Source organism: Pseudomonas sp. LW8, from assembly GCF_041956865.1.
Lineage (GTDB): Bacteria > Pseudomonadota > Gammaproteobacteria > Pseudomonadales > Pseudomonadaceae > Aquipseudomonas > Aquipseudomonas siliginis.
In genome coordinates this window covers 2744525-2769514 of the sequence record NZ_CP168138.1, presented here as the reverse complement: position 1 = coordinate 2769514, position 24990 = coordinate 2744525, and the positions used below count along the sequence as shown (strand labels likewise).

Annotated in this window: 16 protein-coding genes and 2 pseudogenes; 17 read left to right on the top strand and 1 reads right to left on the bottom strand. The window is 60.5% G+C overall.

The genetic code is table 11. The annotated features are described in order from the left end of the window. The first annotated feature begins 197 nt into the window (after positions 1–197). From AB9L16_RS12620 to AB9L16_RS12600, 5 genes are read left to right on the top strand one after another with little or no spacing between them, the layout of a single operon-like run. Entirely contained in the window at positions 198–1445 is a 1248-nt protein-coding gene (locus AB9L16_RS12620) for an MFS transporter (protein ID WP_375123680.1), read from the top strand. Positions 1446–1454: 9 nt separating this feature from the next. Further along, on the top strand, positions 1455–2585 hold the full coding sequence (locus AB9L16_RS12615) for an acyl-protein synthase (RefSeq protein WP_375123679.1): 1131 nt from the start codon (positions 1455–1457) through the stop codon (positions 2583–2585). A 1-nt stretch (position 2586) separates the two neighbouring features. Next, a complete protein-coding gene (locus AB9L16_RS12610; protein WP_375123678.1) occupies positions 2587–4989 on the top strand; it encodes an aldehyde dehydrogenase family protein in 2403 nt (800 codons plus the stop codon). Between the two features lie 43 nt (positions 4990–5032). Then, positions 5033–6343, top strand: a complete 1311-nt coding sequence (locus AB9L16_RS12605) for a phenylacetate--CoA ligase family protein (RefSeq protein WP_375123677.1) — start codon at positions 5033–5035, stop codon at positions 6341–6343. Next, positions 6312–7247: a GNAT family N-acetyltransferase gene (locus tag AB9L16_RS12600; protein ID WP_375123676.1), complete on the top strand. Its 936-nt coding sequence runs from the start codon at positions 6312–6314 to the stop codon at positions 7245–7247. Before AB9L16_RS12605 ends, AB9L16_RS12600 begins: the two co-directional genes overlap by 32 nt. Before the next feature lie 45 nt (positions 7248–7292). On the opposite strand, the gene AB9L16_RS12595 is transcribed toward AB9L16_RS12600, so the two are convergent. Then, on the bottom strand, positions 7293–7820 hold the full coding sequence (locus AB9L16_RS12595; RefSeq protein ID WP_310215854.1) for a hypothetical protein: 528 nt from the start codon (positions 7818–7820) through the stop codon (positions 7293–7295). A gap of 354 nt (positions 7821–8174) precedes the next feature. Between AB9L16_RS12595 and AB9L16_RS12590 the strand changes: the two are divergent. The 12 genes and pseudogenes from AB9L16_RS12590 to glgX form a co-directional block, all read left to right on the top strand. Next, positions 8175–9305, top strand: a pseudogene (locus AB9L16_RS12590) (cache and HAMP domain-containing protein); the annotation flags it as partial. A 333-nt stretch (positions 9306–9638) separates the two neighbouring features. Continuing rightward, positions 9639–10166, top strand: a pseudogene (locus AB9L16_RS12585) (methyl-accepting chemotaxis protein); the annotation flags it as partial. Between the two features lie 241 nt (positions 10167–10407). Beyond that, complete coding sequence (locus AB9L16_RS12580; RefSeq protein ID WP_041480975.1) at positions 10408–10854, top strand: DUF411 domain-containing protein; 447 nt, start codon at positions 10408–10410, stop codon at positions 10852–10854. Next, positions 10854–11288 carry a YqaA family protein gene (locus tag AB9L16_RS12575; RefSeq protein ID WP_150742084.1) on the top strand — a complete coding sequence of 145 codons (435 nt, stop codon included), beginning with the start codon at positions 10854–10856 and terminating at the stop codon, positions 11286–11288. The genes AB9L16_RS12580 and AB9L16_RS12575 overlap by 1 nt, the downstream gene beginning before the upstream one ends. Before the next feature lie 86 nt (positions 11289–11374). Next, positions 11375–12421, top strand: a complete 1047-nt coding sequence (locus AB9L16_RS12570; RefSeq protein WP_375123675.1) for an alpha/beta fold hydrolase — start codon at positions 11375–11377, stop codon at positions 12419–12421. Between the two features lie 12 nt (positions 12422–12433). Continuing rightward, positions 12434–13387, top strand: a complete 954-nt coding sequence (locus AB9L16_RS12565) for a D-2-hydroxyacid dehydrogenase family protein (protein ID WP_150742082.1) — start codon at positions 12434–12436, stop codon at positions 13385–13387. A gap of 590 nt (positions 13388–13977) precedes the next feature. Then, positions 13978–15564 carry a glycogen synthase GlgA gene (gene glgA / locus AB9L16_RS12560; protein ID WP_016774645.1) on the top strand — a complete coding sequence of 529 codons (1587 nt, stop codon included), beginning with the start codon at positions 13978–13980 and terminating at the stop codon, positions 15562–15564. A 17-nt stretch (positions 15565–15581) separates the two neighbouring features. Then, complete coding sequence (gene treZ, locus AB9L16_RS12555; protein ID WP_375123674.1) at positions 15582–17384, top strand: malto-oligosyltrehalose trehalohydrolase; 1803 nt, start codon at positions 15582–15584, stop codon at positions 17382–17384. Beyond that, positions 17381–19459: a 4-alpha-glucanotransferase gene (gene malQ / locus AB9L16_RS12550; RefSeq protein WP_095179954.1), complete on the top strand. Its 2079-nt coding sequence runs from the start codon at positions 17381–17383 to the stop codon at positions 19457–19459. Before treZ ends, malQ begins: the two co-directional genes overlap by 4 nt. Continuing rightward, entirely contained in the window at positions 19456–22230 is a 2775-nt protein-coding gene (locus tag AB9L16_RS12545) for a malto-oligosyltrehalose synthase (RefSeq protein WP_375123673.1), read from the top strand. Before malQ ends, AB9L16_RS12545 begins: the two co-directional genes overlap by 4 nt. A 21-nt stretch (positions 22231–22251) precedes the next feature. Beyond that, complete coding sequence (locus AB9L16_RS12540; protein ID WP_095179950.1) at positions 22252–22590, top strand: DUF2934 domain-containing protein; 339 nt, start codon at positions 22252–22254, stop codon at positions 22588–22590. Between the two features lie 239 nt (positions 22591–22829). After that, positions 22830–24989: a glycogen debranching protein GlgX gene (gene glgX, locus AB9L16_RS12535; protein ID WP_041480983.1), complete on the top strand. Its 2160-nt coding sequence runs from the start codon at positions 22830–22832 to the stop codon at positions 24987–24989. Position 24990 lies beyond the last annotated feature (1 nt).

Sequence of the window (24990 nt, the reverse complement as noted above, 5' to 3'; positions counted from 1 at the left end):
GCAATCAATGCCCGCACTGACGCGGGCATCGTTGTTTGCGCCGCAATGGCAGCCAGGTAAACAGGTTTCACGCCGCGCCAATCCTTTAAACATGCCGTAAGTTTTTGAAATCTGCTGACGCAGCAAACGGCTAGGTCGGCTGTGCGCCTGCGCCTAGGCTCTGCGAACTTCCTACCACTCATAAAACAGGGATGTTCATGCAGAGAACACTTATCAATATCGGCCCCAGACAGGTTGCGGGTTTCTGTCTGGCGTTGACCGCTTTCGAACTGCTCACTTACATGGCCAGCGATGTGATCATGCCAGCGATGCTGGATGTCACCACCGACCTCGACGCGGACGTACGGCATGTTCCCCATGCCTTCAACCTGTATCTGTTGGGTGGCGTGTGCCTGCAATGGTTGCTCGGCCCGTTGTCCGATCAATACGGCCGACGACCACTGTTGTTATCGGGCAGCGCGCTGTTCGGATTGTCGTGCGCGGCGGCTTTTTTCACCGACAGTATTGGGGCGTTCAACCTGTTGCGGCTGTTGCAAGGCATGGGTCTGGGGTTTGTCGTCGCAGTCAGCTATCCGGCGCTACAGGAGGTGTTCTGTGAAGCGGACGCCGTCAGGCTGATGGCCTTGCTCGGCAATGTTGCGTTGTTATCGCCGCTGCTCGGGCCGCTACTGGGGATCCTGTTGCTGGAATGGCTGAGCTGGCGGGAAATCTTTCTGCTGCTGGGATTCACGGCAGCGCTGGTCTGGCTCGGTCTGTTGCTGTGGATGCCGGAAACCGTAGGCGTCGAGCGCCGCGATGGTCATCGAACACCCCGTGTGCCCTTCTCCTGGCGTTGCACTTCACGGCGCTATGGCGCGTTGTTAGGCAACCCGCGTTTTCTCTGCGCCAGTCTGGCGCTGGGCCTGATGAGTCTGCCCCTGATCACATGGATAGGCCTGGCACCGTTGCTGCTGGTGCGGGTGCTGGAACTGCCGCCGCTGGAATATGGCCTGTGGCAGATTCCGGTTTTCTCAGCGGTGATTGCCGGCAATCTGATTCTCGACCGCTTGCTGCAGACTCATTCGCTGACGCAATTGATTCAACTGGCGCTCTGGCCGTTCTGTCTGGGCCTTCTGTTTCTGGCCGCGTGCGCATTGTTCGGCGCGGGGCTTGGTCCGGTGGTGGCGAGTTTGTCGCTGTACGCCGTCGGGCTGGGCATGAGCAACGCCGCGGTGTATCGCCTGGCGCTGTTTGCCAGCGACGACAGCAAAGGTCTGGTGTCGGCGCTGACCGGCATGATTTCGATCGCCGTCATGGGCCTTGGCGGTTCGCTGATTGCGGCCATCGGTGGCGGCGACCGTCTTGAATACTTCGCCCTCTGGGCCGCATTCGGCGGGGTGATGTGCCTGCCCATGGTGTACCGGCTCCTGCAAACCACCACAGCTGATGTGGCCTCGCCTCAGTAAGGAACACTGATGACTCACCTACCCTATGCCGACGCGCTGTGCGCGTTGAAGCAACCCTATTGCGCGGATTCAGCCGCGCCCGGTCTGTTTGATCGGGCGATGAAGGAAATCAGCCGCTTTCACTGCGACCACACCCCGGGTTACGCCCATTGGCTCAACGCCCATGGATTGGCGCCGCAAGACCTCGACAGTCTTGATGACTGGTCGCGTCTGCCGCCGATCTTTGCCAGTTTCTTCAAGCAACACTTGCTGCTCAGCAGCACGGGGGCGGACGCCCTGGAACTGACCTCGTCGGGCACCAGCGGACAGAAAAGCCGGATGCGTTACGACGAACGCAGCCTGGCGCGGGCGCAGTTCATGGTTGCGCAGATCTTTCGCCATTACGGTTGGGATACTCCGGATACGCCGTGCAATTACCTGCTGCTGAGCTACGAACCCGAGGGTCACATTACGCTCGGCACTTCGTTTACCGACCAGTTTCTCTGTCGGTTTGCCCCGGTCAATCGCGTGGTTTACGCCTTGCGCAACACCGGTAGCGGCCATCAGTTCGACGTATTCGGTGTCATCGCCGCATTGCAGTCATTCGCTGAAGAAGGTTTGCCGGTGAGGATTTTCGGCTTCCCGGCGTTTCTCTGGCAGACCCTGCAACGCATGCAGGCTAGCGCTGTGCAGGATGTGCAATTGCCCGGCGGTTCGCTGGCCTTTTTTGGCGGCGGCTGGAAAACCCTGGCTGCGCAGGAAATTCCTAAACAACAGTTTTATGCCCATATCCATCGGCAATTGGGCATCGAACCCGCCCGCTGCCGCGACGGTTACGGCGCTGTCGAGCATGCGGTGCCTTACATCGAATGCGCCCGTCACCGCTTTCATGTGCCGGTGTATTCGCGGGTGCTGATTCGCGATGCGGCGGATTTTTCTCTGCTGCCCTATGGCCAACAAGGCCTGCTCGGCTTCGTCTCGCCTTACATCTCATCCAGCCCGGCGCATGCCGTGGTGATGAGCGACCTTGCCACGCTGCACCCGGGCGCAAGTTGCGGCTGTGGATTGACCACCGACTGGTTCGAACTGCACGGCCGCGCCGGCACCACGGCCGGCAGAAGCTGCGCGATGGCCGCCGCCGAATTACTGGGAAGTCACTGAAATGTATTTGATAAATGGACAACTGCACGACATTTACAGCCTCGACCAAGCGCTGCAAGACCTGCAACACAAGTTGCCCCAGCGTTTGGCGACGTCGCTAGACAGCAGCACGGTCATCAAGGCGATCACTGTTTTTGCCCAGCTGCTGCGTGACTCGCGCACGGATCTGCCCCTCGACAGCGAACAACGGCAGGCCTTGATCGATTTCTGCCAACCTGAAGCCTTGACGACCAAACGCCAGCGCGAACTCGGCGTCGCTGCCGACTCCCTGCGCCGTATCGATTATCGCCTGCCACGCTTCGAAGCCTGGCGCCCGCTCGGGCTGGTGGTGCACATCACCCCGGCCAACGCGCCGCTGCTGGCCTTTTGCGCGGTGGTGGAAAGTCTGCTCGCCGGCAACGTCAACTGGTTGCGCCCCAGCCGCAGCGATCAAGGCCTGACGGCGCGACTGTTGCGCGCGTTGGTGAACTGCGATGCGAGCGGACAACTGGCCGGTCACGTGGCGGTGGTTCCAGCGAGCACCGAGCAGATCGGCCAATTATGCAAATCGGCCAATGGTGTCGCGGCGTGGGGTGGCGAAGCGGCCTTGCAAGCCATTCGGCAACAGCTCGCGCCGGGTTGTCGCTGGATCGACTGGGGGCATCGCATCAGCTTCGTCTATCTCACTCCTGCATCGGCTACGCCAGAGGCGCTTGATGCCGTCGCCGACGAAGTTTGCCGACTGGATCAGCAGGCGTGCTCCAGCCCGCAATGGCTGTTGGTGGACAGCGACGACACGCAAGTCTTGCGCGATATCGGTGAACGCCTGGCGCAGGCCCTGCAACGACGCGCCGCACAGTGGCCGGCACTGGTGCCGACACGCCAGGAAGCTGCGCAAATTACCACGCACACGCAGATGGCCCGCCTCGGCCAGAGTTTTGCCGGTCACACCGGGCAAGTATGGAATGGCCCAGGCTGGCGGGTGATCTGGAGCCATGATCGGCAACTCGCACCTTCGCCGCTGTTTCGCAGCGTATTGCTGCACCCGGTGCCGCAGGCGCTGCTGCCCGCCACTCTGCTGCCGTGGCGCAACGTCCTGCAAAGCTGTGCGCTGGTATGCGCACAATCGCAAATTGTCGAGCTTACCCATGCGTTGATCGCTGCCGGAGTCACGCGGATCGCACCGATCGGCAACATTCACGACGGGTACGAGGGCGAACCCCATGATGGCGTCTATGCGCTGCAACGTTTGAGTCGACGGGTATCGGTGAGTCTTGCAGCCACGCAACTGCCGAATCAGGCCATTCTCGATCCAGCACCATCAGCGGCGACGCCGTGCGCTGCGATCATGGACAAAGAAGCCTTCGTTACCCAGCCCATCAACGATCAGGCGCAGTTGTATTTCCGCTCTGGAGGCAGCAGCGGCACCCCTGCTCTGGCCGGCTACAGCTATCGCGACTTTGATCGGCAGATGCGCGCGACCGCTGATGGCCTGTTCGCTGCCGGTCTGGATCCAGCACAAGACCGAGTCATGAACCTGTTCTTCTGTGGCGGGCTGTACGGCGGCTTTCTCAGCTTCAGCAAAACGCTGGAACTGCTCGAGGTGACGCACCTGCCCATGGCCGCCCCTGCTGATGACGATTATCGGGAGATTGCCCAATTGATCATCGACCAACGGGTCAACGTGCTGGTCGGTATGCCCGGCACCCTGCATCGTCTGTTCCTCAATCAACAGGAGCGTCTGCGTGCTTATGCCGGAGTCGAAAAGGTCTTTCTCGGTGGCGAGCACCTGAGCGAGCAGAACCGTGAATTGCTGCGCAGTTGTGGCGTCTCGACCATTCGCTCGGCGATTTACGGCAGCGTCGACGCCGGTCCGCTTGGGCATGCCTGCGAGGATTCGGCGGATGGGGTTTTCCATCTGATGAGCGAGATCCAGCAGTTGGAGATTGTCGCGTTCGATGAGGATGTGCCGGTGGCGGATGATCAGGTGGGCCGGCTGCTGGTGACCTCGCTCGCCCGCGAGGGTGGTCAGCGCGTGCAGCGTTATGAGATTGGCGACAGCGGACGCTGGCTCCCGGGCGTCTGCGCCTGCGGGCTGAAGTCGCCCCGCTTTGAACTGTTGCAACGCCACGGCAAGTTGTTGCGTATCGGCACTGACTTTATCTCCCTGAGCGAATTGGCGTCACGGCTGCAAGTGCCGTTTCAGTTGCATCTGGACCACAGCGCCGAGGGCGTCGAGCGCATGCAACTGCATTGCGAACTTACAGCCGCCACCGTTGAAACACGTCTCGCCGATTACCTGACCCTGACGACCATCATCGACAGCGGATTGCTGGTGCTGCAGATCGAGCAATGCTCGCCCGAACACTTCGCTCGAAACAAACACAGCGGCAAGACGCCGCTGGTCATTGACTCCCGCCGCTGACGCTTGCAGTGAGCTGGCTCATTCGAATCAAGAAGAACACACCGTGAAAACAACCGACTCGATTAGCGAATTAACGGGTTTCGCCCGTGAGCATTCGCCCTACTACAAGAACAGTCTCGCCAACACCCCCGAGGCGATAAGTTCACCGTGCGAACTGCCACTGCTTGATCCGGCAGACTTCTGGAAAGACAGCGCGGATCTCGCGCAATGGCCGGTCCTGACGGCCCCCATTGGGCACGCCTTGGTGTTCAAGACCGGTGGATCAACCGGCGGTGGCAGGTTGTCCGTGTATGCCCGCACGGAATGGCAGCGCACGGTGGAAGATTTCGGCCGCAGTCTGAGCGAGCAGTTCAGCCCCGGGGACCGTGTCGCCAACCTGTTTTTCGCCGGCGACCTCTACGCCAGTTTTCTGTTTATTCATGACTCACTCGCCCATGTTCAAACAGCTGTCAGCGAGTTTCCGTTTACCGGCGAGGTTGATCCACCGAAGTTGGCCGATGCCATCAACCAGCATCGGATCAATGTACTGGCTGGCGTGCCCGCGCAATTACTGACCTTCGCCAGTTGGCTCAAACAACGCGGCCTTACGTTGCCCCTGGTTGATAGCGTGCTTTACGGCGGGGAGAGCCTGTTTGCCTCACAACGCCAGCTCCTTGAGCAAGTGCTGCCCAACGCGCGCATTGCCTCGATCGGCTACGCCAGCGTCGACGGCGGATTTATTGGCGCCAGTCATCCTGACTGCGTCGAAGGAGAACATCGCACACCCGACGGTCACGTCCTGTTGGAGATTATCGATCAGCACAGCGGCGCAACGATCGAGGCCTGCGATCAAACCGGTCTGCTCGTATTGACCAATCTGCATCGCCGCTTGATGCCGCTGATCCGCTATCCCGTCGGAGATCTTGCGTGCTGGCGCGAACCGCCGGGCACTGCACAACGCAAATTCGCCCTGAGGGGACGCAGCGGCAATAGCCAGCGGGTGCGGGTCGGCATTCTGTCGCTGATGACCGATGAAATCAGCGAAAGCGTACGGAGCATTACTGGCAGCGACGATTGGCAATTGCTGATCGAACAAGCCAACAGCGCAGATGTGTTGACGTTGAAATATGCAGTCATCGAACGATCGGCTCGCATCGACGAGAAACTTGAGGCCCGCTTGATCGAACTGTACCCGCCGATCGCGCAACTGCGGGCTGAGCGGTTATTGGAGCTGCGCATCAAGAGTTGCCGGTTTGAGGACTTGGCGCGCCATCCTCGCGCAGGGAAAAGCCTGCGGATCGTCGACTTGCGCTGCTATGACCAGGAAGAGCGGGAGGTGCGTGATGGAGTCGTTGATTCTGCGCAATTACCGTGACACCGACGCCAAGGCCGTCAGCCAGCTGTTTCGCGAGGTCTACGGTGATCATTACGTGCAAACCGACGTTTACATGCCCTGCCTGATCAATCAGAACCACGCCGACAAACGCTGGCATTCACTGGTTGCAGTGGAGGGTGAGCGGATTCTTGGTCATGCCACTTTGTATCGGCAAAGCGAAAGCTCGCACGATGCCGAACTGGCCTTGAGCGTCGTACATCCCGATACCCGTGGAAAGAACATTGCCACGCGGCTGGGCGGACAACTGCTGACTCATGCGCAGGCGTTGGGTTGTCGCAGCGTCTCGATCAAACAGGTCACCCATCACCCTTACACCCAACGCATGGCTATCAACCTCGGTTTTCACAACACTGGATTGTTGCCGGACTATGTCCGCTCACCCTTTGGTTGTAAAAAACCCGAGTCGATCGTGTTGGGTGTACGTGCTATCGATGGCTATCAACGGCCATTGCCAGAACAGGCATGGCCAGCCAGTTGCCGCCCCTTGATGGAGCGTCTGAGCGCTGTGTTCGGCGTCGGGGCTGATGCAGAACGCTGGCGCGGAGCTTCGGTTCAGGTCCAGCAGCACGGCAGCCGCCATGAAATGTGGCTGGAAAAACTCAATCCGGAACTGCTCGACCAGTTGCGATCACTGCCCGGGCATTGGCTGGTTTCGATTCGTCTACAGCTTTCGCGACAGTTTGCCGTGGATCTGCACAGCCTCAACGCCATCGGTTTTGCTTTCACCGGCCTGGCGCCTGCACAGGATAATCGAGGGGGATGGCTGGCGCTGTTTCATCGTGGCTACCGCACGCGCAGGCTGACATTGCATTGTCCGCACATGCAGCAGTTGCATGACCAGGCACAACGTCACATCACTCGGCAAGCCGTGCCGGCGGCGTAAACAGCATGAGCCCGCACACGGATGAGCGGGCATCATCAGCAGACGTTACGCCTTTGCCTTCAGGCCTTTGTCAGACGGAACTGGCGCATTGCCTTCGCCATAGGTCTTGAGATTCTGCAGGACGTAAATGGCTTTCTTGAATTCGGGAATCAGGCTTTTGCCGTAATAATTGCCATTGAGGCTGTTGGTCTGGATGGCATCGAGCTGAGTGGCGAAATATTCCAGCGCGTTGAACTTCGCCTCCGGGTCTTTCTGCACGCCGAAGCGGTCGAATTTGTCGCCGGCATTGAGCAAAGTGATCGAGGTGATCTCGGAAATCAGGCCGCGCCCGCGCAGGAACTCGCTGAGGTTGCCCAACTGCTTGACGGAAACGTTGGCCGGGTCGAAGCCCTTGATCTGCTTGCGCAAACCCTGTTTGTCCATCTCCGCGACGTTAAGCGCATTCGGATCATTGCCGACCAGCGTCAGCATCTGCTGCACTTTGACGCTCTGCGAAACCTGCTTTTTCGCGCCGGTATCACGAACCATTACGCCTGCCTTGCTTTCCCAGGCGCCGGTATAACCGATCGTCATGCGAGGATTCCTTGTGCGATGAGCATGAAATGTCCTTGTTCCAACCAATTGAATGGGCGCGAGTATCGGCCGATGCGCCTGATCGCACCAAGTCTTTTGTGCGCTTTTTTACAAATCTCGTACATTCGCGACACAAGCCTGCATCCCGTAAACATTGGTTCAGAGCCGTCATCTTGATGTAACAAACGTGGCGATCCGGGGGTTTGTACCCATCCCGATACCAACCGGTCATCGCCCAGCGTTGTTTCGGCGCGCAAGCACCTAAAGCTTCGGCCCGCAACGACGATACGCTGTGATACCCGCCCTGTTTTTATTCCTGCCCTCCAACAAAAAAGCCGCTCAAGGATCAGTTCCATGCCCGCACTGCGCACTATTCAGGCTCGCTACACGCTGTTTCTGATTCTGTTCATCCTGCTGTTGTCCGTGCTGACCGTGGTCGGCATCAGCCAACTGGTGGCACCGACCCTGCGCGATACCGAAGAGAAGGTCGTGCTCAACCGCATCGCCGAAGTCGCCGTGCAGATTCAGGGCGAACTGAACAAGGTCCAGGCGCAGCAACGCAGCATCACCCAGACCATCCCGCTGCTCGACAGCGCCGCCATCGACGTGGTGCTGCCAGGGCTGGTGGATCAGTATCGCGAACTGAAAGTCTTCGGCGGCGGCATCTGGCCGTTACCGGGCCAGCGTGAAGCCGGGCGCAACAAATTCAGCACTTTCTGGCACCGTGACGCCTCTGGCCAACTCAAGGTCAATACGTTCTGGAACAGCGATGCGGCGCCCAACTATTACGACCAGAGCTGGCACAAGGGCGGCATGGCCACTCCGCGCGGCCAGTGCGCGTGGGCCGCTGCCTATAAAGACGACGCCAGCGCCGAGCCGCGCACCAACTGCGCCATGGCGATCTACAAGAACGGCAGCGCCTGGGGCGTTTCGACCATCGACGTGACCCTGGGCTTCTTCAACGACCTGGTGGCGCGCAAGGAAAAAGACCTCAACGCCGAAATGCTCATCGTCGAGGCTGACGGTAAGATCATCAGCAACAGCTCGCGCATCAGCGGCCCGATCGTGCTGAAGAACATCAGCGAACTGGCGGCCAGCTCGACCTTCGTCAATCAGATCAAGACCGGCCTGCAGAATCGCGATACAGCGCAACGCGTCGAGTTCGATAACAACGGTGAAGACGCTACATTCTTCATGCGCCCTATCGAGGGCACACCGTGGTTCCTCGCCACCGCCCTGCCGACCAAGATGCTCACTGCCCAGCGCGACGACGTGCTCCATAGCCTCAGCCTGATCCAGATTCCGCTGGTGATCCTGCTGGTGCTGTTGCAGGTTTACGCGATTCGTAAACTGGTGCTGCGCATGAAAGCGCTGAAGGCCAACATTGATTCGCTGTCCAGCGGTGACGCCGACCTGACCCGCCGCATCACCATTCGCGCCGAAGACGAACTGGGCGCCATCGGTCACTCGGTCAACACCTTCATCGCCTATCTGCAGAACATGATCGGCGAAGTCACCCAGGCCACCGGCGCCATGGCTTCCAGCCTCGACAACCTGCAGCGCACCTCGGCACATACCGGCCAGATTCTGCTGCGTCACGCTTCGGAAACCGATCAGACCGTCACCGCCATCAACGAAATGAGCTCGACTGCTGAAAGCGTCGCGCAAAACGCCGCTGAAACCGCTGCATTCACCCAGCGTGCCAATGAGAACGCAGACCGCTCGCGCGTCGTGGTGGGTGAAGCGACCAACAGCGTGGTCGCGCTGATCGACGAAGTGGCCAGCGCTACACACAAAGTTGAAAACATGCAGCAGGACGCCCAGCGCATCACCGAAATCCTCGGCGTCATCGGCGCGATTGCCGGGCAGACCAACCTGCTCGCCCTCAACGCGGCGATTGAGGCGGCACGTGCCGGTGAACAGGGTCGCGGCTTTGCGGTGGTGGCGGATGAAGTCCGCGCCCTCGCCGCCCGCACTCAGGCCAGTACCTCGGAAATCAACGAAATGTTGACCCGTCTGACGCAAGGCGTGAGTTCCTCGGTCAGCGCCATGGAAAACACTCAGGCCAGTTGCCAGTCCGCTGCTGACGCCACCGCCCGAGTCAACTCGGGGCTGGACGAAATGGCCGGTTCGGTCAGCCACATCAACAGCCTCAGCACGCAGATCGCCACCGCCGCCGAACAACAAAGCGCAGTGACTGAAGAGATCAACCGCAGCATGGTACAGATCCGTCACATGGTCGATGAACTGGTGCAGAGCGGCCAGGCCAGCGAGCTGAATACCCGCCAGTTGCTCGAAGCCAATAGCCGCGTGAGCGCGATCATGGGGCGGTTCAAGGTTATTTGAGCCAACCGCGACCACGGGGATTTCGGCCTTTACACCAATCCCCTGTGGGAGCGAGCCTGCTCGCGAAAGCGATTTTTCAGTCACCTGGATTTGCGTCTGATCCAGCGCATTCGCGAGCAGGCTCGCTCCCACCATTGTTCGAATGTCTTGTAGCAACTGGAAACACTCAGTTGATGCCGGGATGGAAAAACCGGTCAAAATGCGCTCTTGCTGACCTTCACCGAGTCGAGAGCCCATTCCCATGCGAAGCCAACTGCGTCTGCTCGCCCTGAGCGCCCTGTTCATCTCCTCCCTGGCGCAAGCCGCCGAACTGATCCCGATCGAAGTGCACCGCGATGCCAATTGCGGCTGCTGCAAAAAGTGGATCAGCCATCTCGAAGCCAATGGCTTCAAAGTCGAAGATCACGTCGAAAGCGACATGAGCAGCTTCAAACAGCAGCACGGCGTACCACCGCGTCTGGCGTCCTGCCACACGGCGATCATCAATGGCAAATTCGTCGAAGGCCATGTGCCGGCCGATCAGGTGCTTGCGTTGAGCAAGCGCGACGATCTGCTGGGTGTGGCAGCGCCAGGCATGCCGATGGGCTCGCCGGGCATGGAAATGGACGGCATGAGCGATGCGTACCAAGTGATCGGTCTGAAGAAGGACGGCGCCGACGTGGTGGTGGCGGACTACCCGGCCCGTTGATGGGTGCGGCTTACTTCGGCCTGTTCTTTGCTGCGTTTGGTGCGGCGACGTTGTTGCCATTGCAATCCGAGGCGCTGCTGGTCGGTTTGATCGTCAGCGAGCGTTACTGGCTGTGGGGTTTGCTTGCGGTGGCGACGCTGGGCAACGTACTCGGCTCGCTGGTCAACTGGTGGCTGGGCCGTGGCATCGAGCGGTTTCAGGATCGACGCTGGTTTCCGGTCAGCCCTGGGCATATGGCCAAGGCGCGCAAGCACTACGAGCGTTATGGACATTGGTCGCTGCTGCTCAGTTGGCTGCCGGTGATCGGCGATCCGCTGACCTTGATTGCCGGCGTCATGCGCGAACCGCTCGGGCGCTTTCTGTTGATCGTGACGCTGGCCAAAGGCGCGCGCTATGGCGTGCTGGCCTTGCTGACACTTGGCTGGCTAGGTTGAACCAACCCTCAGTGTGATTGCCTTTGTTTAACGTCGGCGTAATCCCGACCTTCCAGAGTCGGTCAATTTTCAAGGAGTTTGTGCTTATGTCCGTCACGCTTTCCCGCTGGCTGCCCGGCCTGGTCCTCAGCGCTGCCCTGCCATCAATGGCGCACGCGGCCACTGAAACCGCCCCCGCCGAAGGGCCTGCCTATGGCCCGGAGCTGCAAGGTTTCCAATACCCCTACACGCTTAAACATTTCGCCTTCGAATCCCAAGGCCAGAAGCTGCAAATGGGCTACATGGACGTCGCCGCCAATGGCAAGGCCAACGGCCGCACCGTGGTGCTGATGCACGGCAAGAATTTCTGCGCAGCGACCTGGGACAGTTCGATCAAAGCCCTGAGCGACGCCGGCTACCGCGTGATTGCGCCGGATCAGATCGGTTTCTGTACATCCAGCAAACCTGAGCATTATCAGTACAGCTTCCAGCAACTGGCCACCAACACCCAGCAATTGCTCAAGGCTTTGGGCATTCAGAAAGCCACTGTGCTCGGCCACTCCACCGGCGGCATGCTCGCCACCCGTTATGCGCTGCTGTTCCCTGAGCAGGTTGATCAACTGGCAATGGTCAACCCGATCGGTCTGGAAGACTGGAAAGCCCTCGGCGTTCCGTATCGCACCGTCGATCAGTGGTATCAGCGTGAATTGAAGGTCACGGCCAAGGGCATTCGCGATTATGAGCGCACCACCTATTACGACGGCCGCTGGAAGCCGGAATTCGATCGTTGGGTCGACATGCTCGCCGGCCTGAGCAACGGTCCGGGCAAGACCCAGGTCGCGTGGAACTCGGCGCTGATCTACGACATGATCTTCACCCAGCCGGTGTACTACGAGTTCAAGGATCTGAAGATGCCGACCCTGCTGCTGATCGGCACCTCCGACACCACCGCCATCGGCAAGGACCTCGCGCCGCCGGAAGTGAAAGCCAAAATCGGTCATTACGAGGTGCTTGGCAAACAGGTCGCCAAGCTGATTCCGCAGTCGACGCTGATTGAATTCCCGGGCATGGGTCATGCGCCGCAAATGGAAGAACCGGAGAAATTCCATCAGGCGCTGCTCGGCTGGCTGGGCAAGACTCCTTCCGTTCCTTGATGAGGCAAGCCGATGACGGTGCAGATTGCAGTGATCGATGACTGGCAAGACGTGGCCCGCGACGTGGTCGACTGGTCCGTGCTGGAGAGCATCGGTGAAGTGACCTTTGTGCATGATTACCCGGCCGACAACGCCACACTGGCCGAGCGCCTTGGCAAGTACGAGGTGATCTGCGTGATGCGTGAACGCACGCGCTTCGACGCCGATTTGCTAGGGCGCTTGCCCAATCTGAAGTTGCTGGCCACCGGCGGCATGCGCAATGCCGCGCTGGACATGCCGGCCGCAGCAGCTCTGGGCATCAAGGTCTGCGGCACCGATAGCTACAAACACGCCGCGCCGGAACTGACCTGGGCGCTGATCATGGCGGCCACCCGTGATCTGGTGAAGGAAGCCAATGCGCTGCGGGCCGGCCAGTGGCAGCAGGGCCTCGGCGGCGATCTGCACGGCAAGACGCTGGGTATTCTCGGTTTGGGCAGCATCGGCCAGCGGGTCGCGCAATTCGGTCAGGTGTTCGGCATGCGGGTGATCGCCTGGAGCGAAAACCTCACCGCCGAACGCGCTGAACAGGCCGGCGTGACGTACGTCAGCAAGCAGCAACTGTTCGAGCAGGCCGACGTGCTGTCCGTGCATCTGGTGCTCAGCGAACGCAGTCGCGGTCTGGTCGATGCCCAGGCGCTGGACTGGATGAAACCGACCGCATTGCTGGTCAACACCGCACGCGGGCCGATCGTCGATGAAACCGCGTTGATCAAGGCGCTACAGAAACGGCGCATTGCCGGAGCAGCGCTGGACGTATTCGAGCAAGAGCCGTTGCCGGCCCTGCACCCGTTTCGCACGCTGGACAATGTCCTCGCCACGCCGCATGTGGGCTATGTCAGTCGGCAGAATTACGAGCAGTTCTTCCGGCAGATGATCGAGGATATTCAGGGTTGGGCAGCTGGGGAGCCGGTGCGTCTGTTGAACTGAGTCCATCACTTTAAAGTTGAGTTGCTTCAACCGCCCTCTTCGCGAGCAGGCTCGCTCCCACAGGTTGTACGCGGTCCAATGTGGGAGCGAGCCTGCTCGCGAAGAGGTCATCTCAGATTCCACTCTGCAATACGCTCGCACCACAACGGTGCAACTCGCCCATCCCTTAGCACAAAACCGTGACTGCCCAGTCACTGTTTTGGTCCACTCCGACCGAAAAACATGCCCTTCGTCGGAGCGTTTCCCCTCCTGAACCCTCGCTTACATCCCGACACAACCGATTGTCGAACAATTTACCCATTTGCCCCGACCCGCTCTAGGATCTGGCCTAGACTCATTTTTCAGTGGCCAAACCACTCGGTCATACCGACGAAAAAAAGTCGAAACTTTTGCTTCACGCCACAGGTCATCAGAACAACTGGGCGAAAGCGACTGGTGTAATCCTTGCAACGGCCTCACCACCCATTCTGCTTGCGCGTGTTGGGTCAGCATTTGCTCACCGATGCGTGGCGCCTTTGCGCCCGGCCACAGGACTTGGCCACGAAACAGCTTGTTCGAGACAAGAATCAGATCACACACGGGAGATACATATGATCAGTGCGGCATTGGATATTCAGGGAGAGCGTGCTCACCAGTCGCTTGGAGAATCGAGCACCATCAGTGTTCCCGGCAGCCGACAGATCAACGTACCCGGCACAAAGACGCTTGCTCCGGTAGCAAGCCAGAATCCCAACAAGAAAAAAGTGTTGTTCGTGACCTCTGAGATCGCCGATCTGGTCAAGACCGGTGGCCTCGGTGATGTCTCCGCCGCCCTGCCCCGGGCGATGGCCCACCTGCATGACGTGCGGGTGTTGATTCCCGGGTATCCGCAAGTGGTGCACAGCGAAAACCCGATTCACATCATCGGCGAGCTGGGTGGCCACGCCGCGCTGCCACCTTGCAAGATCGGTCGTATGGACATGCCCGATGGTCTGGTGATCTACGTGTTGATCTGCCCTGAGCTCTACGAGCGAGAGGGTGGCCCTTACGGCGCCAACAACGGTCGCGACTGGCCGGACAACCATATCCGCTTCGCCCGTCTCGGCCTGGCTGCTGCCGACATCGCCGCCAATCTTGCGCAAATCCACTGGCGCCCGGATCTGGTGCACGCCCATGACTGGCCGGCTGGCCTCGCGCCCGCTTACATGCACTGGCGCGGGCAGCGCACGCCAACGCTGTTCACCATTCACAACCTTGCCTACCAGGGCGTGACCAGCCTCGGTTCCTGCCCGGAGCTGGGGATTCCCACCCATGCCCTGCAACAGGAAGGCATGGAGTTCTACGGCAAGATGTCGTTCCTCAAGGCCGGCATGGCCTATTCGAGCCACATCACCACCGTCAGCGCGACGTATGCGCAAGAAATCACCACCCCGGACTTCGGCTGCGGCCTCGACGGTTTCCTTGCCGCCAAGACCCAGCAAGGCCTGCTCAGCGGTATCCCGAACGGCATCGACGAGAGCTGGGATTCGGCGACCGACCCGCACCTGTTTGCTCCGTTCGCCATCGGCGACTGGGAAGGCAAAGCGGTCAACGCCGCCCATGTCCGTGAGCTGTTCGGCCTGAATGACTCCACCGGCCCGCTGTTCGCCGTGGTATCGCGCCTGGTCTATCAGAAAGGCCTCGACCTCACCGAAGCGGTGTCCGAGTTCATCGTGCAGAACGGTGGCCAGATCGCGATCATCGGTCGCGGCGAGCCGGAGGAAGAGCAAGCCATGCGTGAACTGGCCCTGCGTTTCCCAGGCCAGATCGGCGTGCGGATCGGCTTCAACGAAACCGATGCCCGACGCATGTTCGCCGGCAGCGATTTCCTCTTGATGCCGTCGCGCTACGAGCCTTGCGGCCTGAGCCAGATGTACGCCCAGCGTTTCGGCTCGCTGCCGGTCGCGCGCAACACCGGCGGTCTGGCCGACACCATTGAAAACGGCGTCACCGGTTTCCTCTTCGATGAGTCCACCGTTGATAGCTACAAGGAAGCCCTGAGCCGCGCGTTCAAGGTCTTCGCCTTCCCGGAATTGCTCAATGCCATGCGTTGCCGGGCCATGGCTGCACCGTTCAACTGGAGCAAAGCGGTTGAACCGTACGCCGAACTTTACGAACAACTGGTCGCCAAGGCGTTGGGTAAAGCCAGCCACAAATAACCAGGGAGTTGCAGAAAATGCCGTCAAGGACCCAAGAAACCTGGCCCCACGGCGCGATCATGCTGGATGCCGAGCACACGCAATTTGCGTTGTGGGCGCCTGACGCGTTCTACGTCAGTGTGGAACTGGAAGATGGAAAATCGTTGCCCATGCTGCCTCAGGGTGACGGTTGGTTTGTAATCAAGGCCAATTGCCCGGCGGGCAGTCGCTACCGTTACTGCATCGATGGCGAACTGGAGGTGCCGGACCCGGCCTCCAGAGCGCAGGATGGTGACCTTGACCGCCACAGCGTGGTGGTCGACCCCCATGCCTATCAATGGCGGCACACGACCTGGAATGGTCGGCCGTGGAGTGAAGCGGTAATTTATGAGTTGCACGTCGGTGCGCTCGGTGGATTTGCCGAAGTCGAACAGCATCTGGCGCGCTTGGTGGCGCTGGGCATTACCGCGATCGAACTGATGCCGCTGGCGCAATTTCCCGGTGATCGCAACTGGGGCTACGACGGGGTGCTGCCCTACGCGCCTCAAGCCTCCTACGGCACACCGGAACAACTCAAACACCTGATCGACAGCGCCCACGGCCATGGCCTGGCGGTGATTCTCGACGTGGTCTACAACCACTTCGGCCCCGACGGCAACTATCTGCATCGTTACGCCAAGGGCTTTTTCCGCGAGGACAAGCACACGCCTTGGGGCGCGGCGATCGATTTCCGCCGCCCGGAAGTGCGCGAGTTCTTCATTGAGAATGCACTGATGTGGCTGCTCGAATACCGTTTCGACGGCCTGCGTCTGGATGCGGTGCACGCAATTGAAGACCCGGATTTCCTCAGCGATCTGGCCCGGCGCATTCGCCAGCAGATCGACCCGACCCGGCACGTCTGGCTGACCGTCGAAAACGAGCTGAACCAGTCGAGCCTGCTGGAAAACGATTACGACGCGCAATGGAACGATGACGGTCATAACGCGTTGCACGTGCTGCTGACAGGCGAAACCGACGCCTATTACGCTGACTATGCAGCGCAGCCCACTGAGCAATTGGTGCGTTGCCTGAGTCAGGGCTTCGTGTTCCAGGGCCACATCACTCGCCATGGCGAACCTCGCGGCGAGCCGAGCGAACATCTGCCCTCCACCGCTTTCGTGTTGTTCCTGCAGAACCATGACCAGATCGGCAACCGCGCGTTTGGCGAACGTCTGCATCAGCTTGCCGACCCGCGTGCGGTGCAGGCGGCTACGGTGTTGTTGCTGCTGTCGCCGATGATTCCGCTGATGTTCATGGGCGACGAGTTTGCCGCCGAGCAACCGTTCCTGTTTTTCACTAGCCATCACGGTGAACTGGCGGAACTGGTGCGTGAAGGTCGGCGCAACGAGTTCGCCGCATTCAGTGCCTTTACCGATCCGCACAAGCGCGAACAGATCCCTGATCCAAATGCCGAAAGCACTTTCCACGCTTCGCAGCCGCGACTGTCCGGCAGCGGTACGCCATTGCAACAGCAGACCCAAGAGCTCTACCGGCAACTGCTGAAGTTGCGCCATCAGTACATCATTCCCCATCTCTCCGGGACCCAGGCTCTGGGCGCGCAAATGCTCGGCTATGGAGCGGTCAGCGCGCGCTGGCGGCTGGGCAACGGCAGTGAGCTGCGAATTGACCTGAACCTCAGTGACACGCCAGTGGTCAACCCTGCACAGACCGATACCGAGTGGCTGTTTCAACAGCCAGCCGCGATCGAACTGTCGGACCCGAACCAACTGCCGGCGTACACCGCGCTCGTCAGCCTCACGGCCGCACCCCTTTTGCACCCCCTGGATGGAGAGCGCCTATGAGCGATGCGCAACTGGAAATACTCGCCAGTCGAGCCGGCCTTGCCGTCGACTGGATCGACGCCAACGGGCGTCAGCAAAAAGTCGCTCCCGCTGTGTTGCGCAATGTCCTGATCGGACTCGGCCACCCCGCCAGCACCGCGCAAGAAATCGATGCCAGCCTGTTGCAACTGCAAGAAGTCCAGCAAGACCGCCATCTGCCGCCCCTGCTGACCTGCGACGTTGGTGTTGCCCTCGACCTGAGTCGCTACTTCACACCGGAGACGCCCTGCGAGATTCATCTTGAAGACGGCTCGCAGATGAACCTCAAGCTGGACAACGAAGCCATGTTGCCCGGCTTGATTCCGGTCGGTTACCAGCAAGTGCACATCGGCGATCAGTATTTCACTCTCGCTGTGGCGCCTGAGCGTTGTTTCAGCGTTGGCGATGCGGTCGATAGCCCGATCCCGCGCGCCTGGGGTCTGAGCGCCCAATTGTATTCGCTGCGCCGTCCGGGTGACGGTGGTTTTGGCGACACCCAGGCGCTGGAGGAATTGGTTCGTGTAGCGGGTGAACGTGGCGCCGATGCACTGGCGATCAGCCCGATGCACGCGATGTTCAGTTCCGATAATGGCCGCTATAGCCCCTATTCGCCGTCCAGCCGCTTGTTTCTCAATTCACTGTACGCAGCGCCGGGCAGCATTCTCGGCGAGCGCGCATTGCGTGACGCAATCGATGCCAGTGGCCTGGCCGCGCAGTTCGACCAGTTGGAAAATCTCAAGCTGATCGACTGGCCTGCCGCCGCACAAGCCAAGCAGAAACTGCTGCAAGCCTTATATGACGGTTTCGTCGCTGGCGAGCATCCGCTGCACGCCGACTTCGCCAGCTTCCGGCATGCCGGTGGCGAAGCGCTGGAGAACCATTGCCGCTTCGAAGCCATTCAGGAAATGCGCGCCGCCCGTGGCGAAAGCCTCGACTGGCGCGAATGGCCGGAGCACTGGCACGACCCGCGCGGCGCGGCGCTGGGCGCTTTTGCCGAAGAATATGCCGAGCGCATCGGTTATTTCGCCTTCTGCCAATGGCTGATCCATCGCTGCCTCGAGCGCGTGCAATCTGCCGCGCGCAGTGCCGGCATGGGCATTGGCCTGATCGCCGACCTCGCCGTCGGTGCTGACGGTGCCGGCAGTCAGGCCTGGAGTTTTCAGGATGAATTGCTCGCCTCGCTGACCGTCGGCGCGCCGCCGGACATCCTGAACCGCAGCGGCCAGGGTTGGGGCATTTCCGCGTTCTCGCCGGAAGGGCTGATCCGCAACGGTTTCCGTGCCTTCATCGAGATGCTGCGCGCCAACTTCGCCCACGCCGGAGGCCTGCGCATCGACCATGTCATGGGCCTGCAACGCCTGTGGGTGATTCCCAACGGCGCCGCCCCGGCCGATGGCGCCTATCTGTATTATCCGTTCGACGACATGCTGCGTCTGCTGGCCCTCGAGTCGCATCGGCATCAAGCCATCGTGCTCGGCGAAGACCTCGGCACCGTGCCGGAAGGCCTGCGGGAAAAACTCGCCGCGCGCTCGATTCTCGGCATGCGCGTGCTGTTGTTCGAACAGGACAATACCCGCTTCAAACCGATTCTCGACTGGCCGGATGACGCGCTCGCCACCACCAGCACCCATGACCTGCCGACACTCAATGGCTGGTGGCATGGCCGCGATATCGACTGGAACGCGCGCCTCGGTCTGGTCGATGCCAACGGCGAAATCGACTGGCGCCGGCATCGCGAGCGTGAACGCGAAGGCCTGCGCGATGCGCTGCGTCAGGATCCACAGAACTTCCGCGAAGAGTCCCACGAAGCCGATCAAGTGGTCGATGCTAGTGTGCGTTTCCTCGGCCACACCCGCGCGCCGCTGGTGCTGCTGCCGCTGGAAGATGCCCTGGGTATCGATGAACAGCCGAATCTGCCTGGCACCACCGATTCACATCCGAACTGGTCGCGACGTTTGCCCGGTCCCAGCGAAGCGTTGCTGGACGGCCCCGATGCCGCCCGCCGCCTGGAACTGCTGGCCTGCGCGCGCCTTCAAGCCTCTGAGCGTGACCAATGAATCAACAGCAAATCCAGCCACTGCGCGCCACGTTGCGCCTGCAATTTCATAAAGGTTTTACCCTCGAACAAGCGGTGCCACTGGTGCCGTACTTTGCCCGGCTCGGCATCAGCCATATCTACGCCTCGCCCCTGCTGGCGGCGCGCGCCGGTTCCATGCATGGCTACGACGTGGTCGACCCGACCCAGGTCAACCCTGAGCTGGGCGGCGAGCCGGCATTGCGCCAACTGGTCAGCACCCTGCGTGAACACAACATGGGGCTGATTCTCGACATCGTGTCCAACCACATGGCCGTGGGCGGCAATGACAACCCGTGGTGGCTCGACCTGCTGGAATGGGGACGCCTGAGTCCGTACGGCGAATTCTTCGACATTCAGTGGCACTCGCCGGACCCGTTGATGGAAGGCCAATTGCTGCTGCCGTTTCTTGGCAGTGACTACGGGGTGGCGTTGCAGGAAGGCACACTCAAGCTCAAATTCAACGCGCAGACCGGGACTTTTTACGTCGAGCATTACGACCACCACTTCCCGATCTGCCCGAACAACTATGGCGAGCTGCTCAAGTCCGACGACACGCTGAAATCGCTGGCAGATCGCTTCAGTACGCTCAGTTACCAGACCGATGCTCACTCGCTGGCGATCCCGCTGAAGCAGGAGTTGCGAGAGCTGGCAAGCGATCCGCGTGTTCTGGCCACCATCGAAAGCAATGTCGCCCAATACGATTCCACCACTGACGAGGGCTTCCACAAGCTCCACGAGTTGCTCGAGCGGCAAAGCTATCGCCTGGCCAGTTGGCGCACGGCGGCGGACGACATCAACTGGCGGCGCTTCTTCGACATCAACGAGCTTGGCGGTCTGCGCGTGGAGCGCCCGGCAGTGTTCGAAGCAACCCACGGCAAGATCTTCCAATTGGTTGAAGAAGGTCTGGTCGACGGCCTGCGCATCGACCACATCGACGGCCTCGCCGACCCGCGTGGCTACTGCCGCAAGTTGCGTCGGCGTCTGGATCACTTGGCACCGGGACGTCATCTGCCGATCTATGTCGAGAAGATCCTCGGCGAGGGCGAAACCCTGCGCCGCGACTGGAGCGTCGACGGCACCACCGGTTACGAGTTCATGAATCAGCTGTCGCTGCTGCAACACGACCCGGACGGCGAACATGTCCTCGGCGAACTCTGGCAGCGCCGCACCGAGCGCCCGGCAGCGTTCATGGAAGAAGCGCAACTGGCCCGTCAGCAAATCCTCAATGGTTCGCTGGCCAGCGACTTCGAAAGTGTTGCCCAGGCGCTGCATCAGGTAGCACGTGATGACTTGATGACCCGCGACCTGACCCTGGGCGCGATTCGCCGCGTGCTGCATGCGTTGATCGTGCACTTCCCGGTTTATCGCACCTACATCAGCGCGATGGGCCGTTCCGAGCAGGACGAAGCGATTTTCCTGCACGCCATGGACGGTGCGCGGCAGACCCTCAGCGAAGCTGACTGGCCAGTGCTCGACTCGGTCGCCAGCTGGCTTGGCGGCACGCCATGGCGCCGCAAGCCACGGGGGCGCTCGCGCAAGATCCTCAAGCATGCCTGCGTGCGGTTCCAGCAACTGACCTCGCCCGCAGCTGCCAAAGCCGTGGAAGATACTGCGCTGTATCGCTCGGCGGTGCTGTTGTCGCGCAACGATGTCGGTTACAACACCGAGCAATTCAGTGCGCCGGTCAGCGAGTTCCACGAAGTCAATCAACAGCGCATGACGGAGTTTCCCGACAACCTTCTGGCGACTGCCACCCACGATCACAAGCGCGGTGAAGACACTCGCGCCCGGCTGGCCGTACTCAGTGAGCGCAGCCATTGGTACGCCGATCAGGTCGAACTGTGGCGCGCCCTCGCCCGCCCCGTGCGCATCGAAGATGACGCGCCTTCCGCTGGCGACGAACTGATCCTCTATCAGGCATTGCTCGGCAGTTGGCCGCTGGACCTGCAGGACGACGACAAGGCCGGTTTCGCCGATTACGCCAAGCGCATCTGGCAGTGGCAACAGAAAGCCCTGCGCGAAGCCAAGCTGCAAAGCAGCTGGAGCGCGCCGAATGAAGCCTATGAAAACGCGGCCCAGGCTTTCACGGAGAAGCTGCTGACCGGTGAAGAAGGCGAGTTGCTGCGTGCGGCGCTGAGCAAGACCGTCAACAGCATCGCCGCTGCCGGCGCGCTCAACGGGCTGGCGCAAACCTTGCTGCGCATGACCGTGCCGGGTGTGCCGGATCTGTACCAGGGCAACGAGTACTGGGACTTCAGTCTGGTAGACCCGGACAACCGCCGCCCGGTGGATTACGCCGCACGCGAGCAAGCGTTGCAGGCATCCGTGCCGGGTACCGAGCTGCTTAAGGACTGGCGTGACGGGCGCATCAAACAGGCGCTGATCAGTGAGGTGTTGAACCTGCGCAAGGAACACGGCGAGCTGTTCCGCCGTGGCGATTACCAGCCATTGGAAGTACTGGGCAGTCAGGCGCACAACGTCTTGGCATTCGCGCGTGAACACGAAGGCGTGCGGGCCATTGTCGTAGTGCCGGTGCGTTGCGCAACGTTGCTGGAAAACAGTGCCATCCCGCAGGTCGATGCGCTGCGCTGGGGCGATACGCGGGTGGTTTTACCGTCTGCCGCTTCGGATGCAAACCTGAAGGGACTTTTTGCAAGCAGCGTAGTCACACAAAACAGGGAGCTGAATGTCAGCGAAGCGCTGGGGGATGTCCCGGTCAATCTCTTTATCCAACACTTAACACAAGCATGAGTTCAGTTCAGGAGCATTGCGATGAGCACCGACGATAAACGCATTCGCGAATTCGCCTATCAGATCTGGGAGTCGGAAGGGAAACCTGAAGGCCACGAAGAACGTCATTGGGAAATGGCGCGCAAGCTGGCCGAGGCCGAAGCGCTGGCACCCAAGAAGCCACCAAAAGCGGCTGGCAGCAAAGTGGCTGGCAAGACTACAGCGGCAACAGCGAAAAGCACCGACGGCAAGACACCGGCAGCCGCCAAAGCCAAACCAGCGGCGAAAGCCAAGCCTGCGGCCACGGCCAAAGTAGTCCCGCCGGGCGAAAAGGCTGCCGAGAAAAAGCCGCGAGCCGCGAAGAAGCCTCCGGCGAACTGACCCGATCCATTTTTGAACTGAATGACTGTGTGGCGAGCGTGCTCGCCACAAGGGGTTCTTGCGCCCCGAAGAAAGCCCTTCTTGGGGCAAAACACACCACCCTGTGGGAGCGAGCCTGCTCGCGAAAGCGCTAGGTCAGTTGGTGAAAACGTCGAATGTACCGACGCTTTCGCGAGCAGGCTCGCTCCCACAAGGAAATCTCATTGCCTGAACTGTCCCGTTTTTTTGCAGGAGCAATCATGACCCGTCCAAAGAAAGCCGAACCCGCTGCGCACGCCGAGCCGTCGAGAATCCGTGAAGGCCTGCCCTTCCCGCTGGGTGCGACCTGGGATGGTCTGGGGGTGAACTTTGCTCTGTTTTCCGCCAACGCCACCAAGGTCGAGCTGTGCATTTTCGACGATGCCGGCGAAGTCGAACTCGAACGCATCGAGCTGCCGGAATACACCGATGAGATCTACCACGGCTACCTGCCGGATGCGCATCCTGGCTTGATCTACGGCTACCGCGTTTATGGTCCTTATGACCCGGCCAATGGTCACCGTTTCAACCACAACAAACTGCTGATCGACCCTTACGCCAAACAATTGGTCGGCGAGCTGAAATGGTCGGAGGCGCTGTTCGGCTACACCATCGGCCACCCCGACGCCGACCTCAGTTTCGACGAGCGTGACAGCGCGCCATTCGTGCCCAAGTGCAAGGTCATCGACCCGGCCCACACCTGGGGCAATGACCATCGCGTCAGCGTGCCGTGGGACAAGACCATCATTTACGAAACCCACGTGCGCGGCATCAGCATGCGTCATCCTTCGGTGCCGGAAAACCTGCGCGGCACCTTTGGCGGCTTGATGGTCGACGACGTGCTTGAGCACATTCGCAAGCTCGGTGTTTCGTCTGTCGAACTGCTGCCGATTCACGCCTTCGTCAACGATCAGCATCTGCTGCAAAAGGGCATGACCAACTATTGGGGCTATAACAGCATCGCGTTCTTCGCCCCGGACCCGCGTTATCTGGCCAGCGGCAAGATTGCCGAATTCAAGGAAATGGTCGCGCACCTGCACGATGCCAATCTCGAAGTCATTCTCGACGTGGTCTACAACCACACCGCCGAAGGTAACGAGCAAGGTCCGACCCTGTCGATGCGCGGTATCGACAACGCCTCCTACTACCGCTTGATGCCCGACGACAAGCGCTACTACATCAACGACTCCGGCACCGGTAACACCCTGGACCTGAGTCACCCATGCGTGCTGCAAATGGTCACTGACTCCCTGCGCTACTGGGCCAGCGAGATGCACGTCGACGGTTTCCGTTTCGACCTGGCAACCATTCTTGGCCGTTACCACGATGGTTTCGACGAGCGCCACAGCTTCCTCGTCGCCTGCCGTCAGGACCCGGTGCTGCGTCAGGTGAAAATGATCGCCGAACCCTGGGACTGCGGCCCCGGCGGTTATCAGGTCGGCAACTTTCCGCCGGGCTGGGTTGAGTGGAACGACAAGTTCCGCGACACCGTGCGTGCGTTCTGGAAAGGTGACGACGCCCAGCTCGCCGATTTCGCCAGCCGCATGACCGCTTCCGGGGAGATGTTCAACCAGCGTGGGCGCCGGCCGTATTCGTCGGTGAACTTCATCACCGCGCACGACGGTTTCACCCTCAACGATCTGGTCTCGTACAACGACAAGCACAACGAAGCCAACGACGAAAACAATCAGGACGGCAGCAACAACAACCTGTCGTGGAACCACGGCGTCGAAGGCCCGACCGACGATCCGGAAATCAACGCTCTGCGCCACCGGCAGATGCGCAATTTCTTCGCCACCCTGCTGCTGGCCCAAGGTACGCCGATGATCGTCGCCGGTGACGAGTTCGCCCGCACGCAGGACGGCAATAACAATGCCTATTGCCAGGACAGTGAGATTGGCTGGGTCAACTGGGACCTGAGCGAGGACGGCAAGGCCCTGCTCAAGTTCGTCAAACGCCTGATCAAGCTGCGCCTGACTTATCCGATCCTGCGTCGTGGACGCTTCCTGGTCGGCGAGTACAACGAAGATATCGGCGTCAAGGACGTGACCTGGCTGGCACCAGACGCCACCGAAATGACCACCGAGCACTGGCACGATGCGCACAATCGCTGCCTCGGCATGCTGCTCGACGGTCGCGCGCAGGAAACCGGCATCCGTCGCAAAGGCGCCGACGCGACGCTGCTGCTGGTGGTCAACGCCCACCACGACATCGTCAACTTCACCCTGCCGGAAGTGCCGGATGGTGGCTTCTGGACTTGCATGATCGATACCAATCAGCCGTCGATTCGCGGCCAGGAACGCTTCGAATTCGGCCACGAGTATTCGGTGACCGGGCGTTCGTTGCTGTTGTTCGAACTGCAACGTGACGAAGAAGATTGAT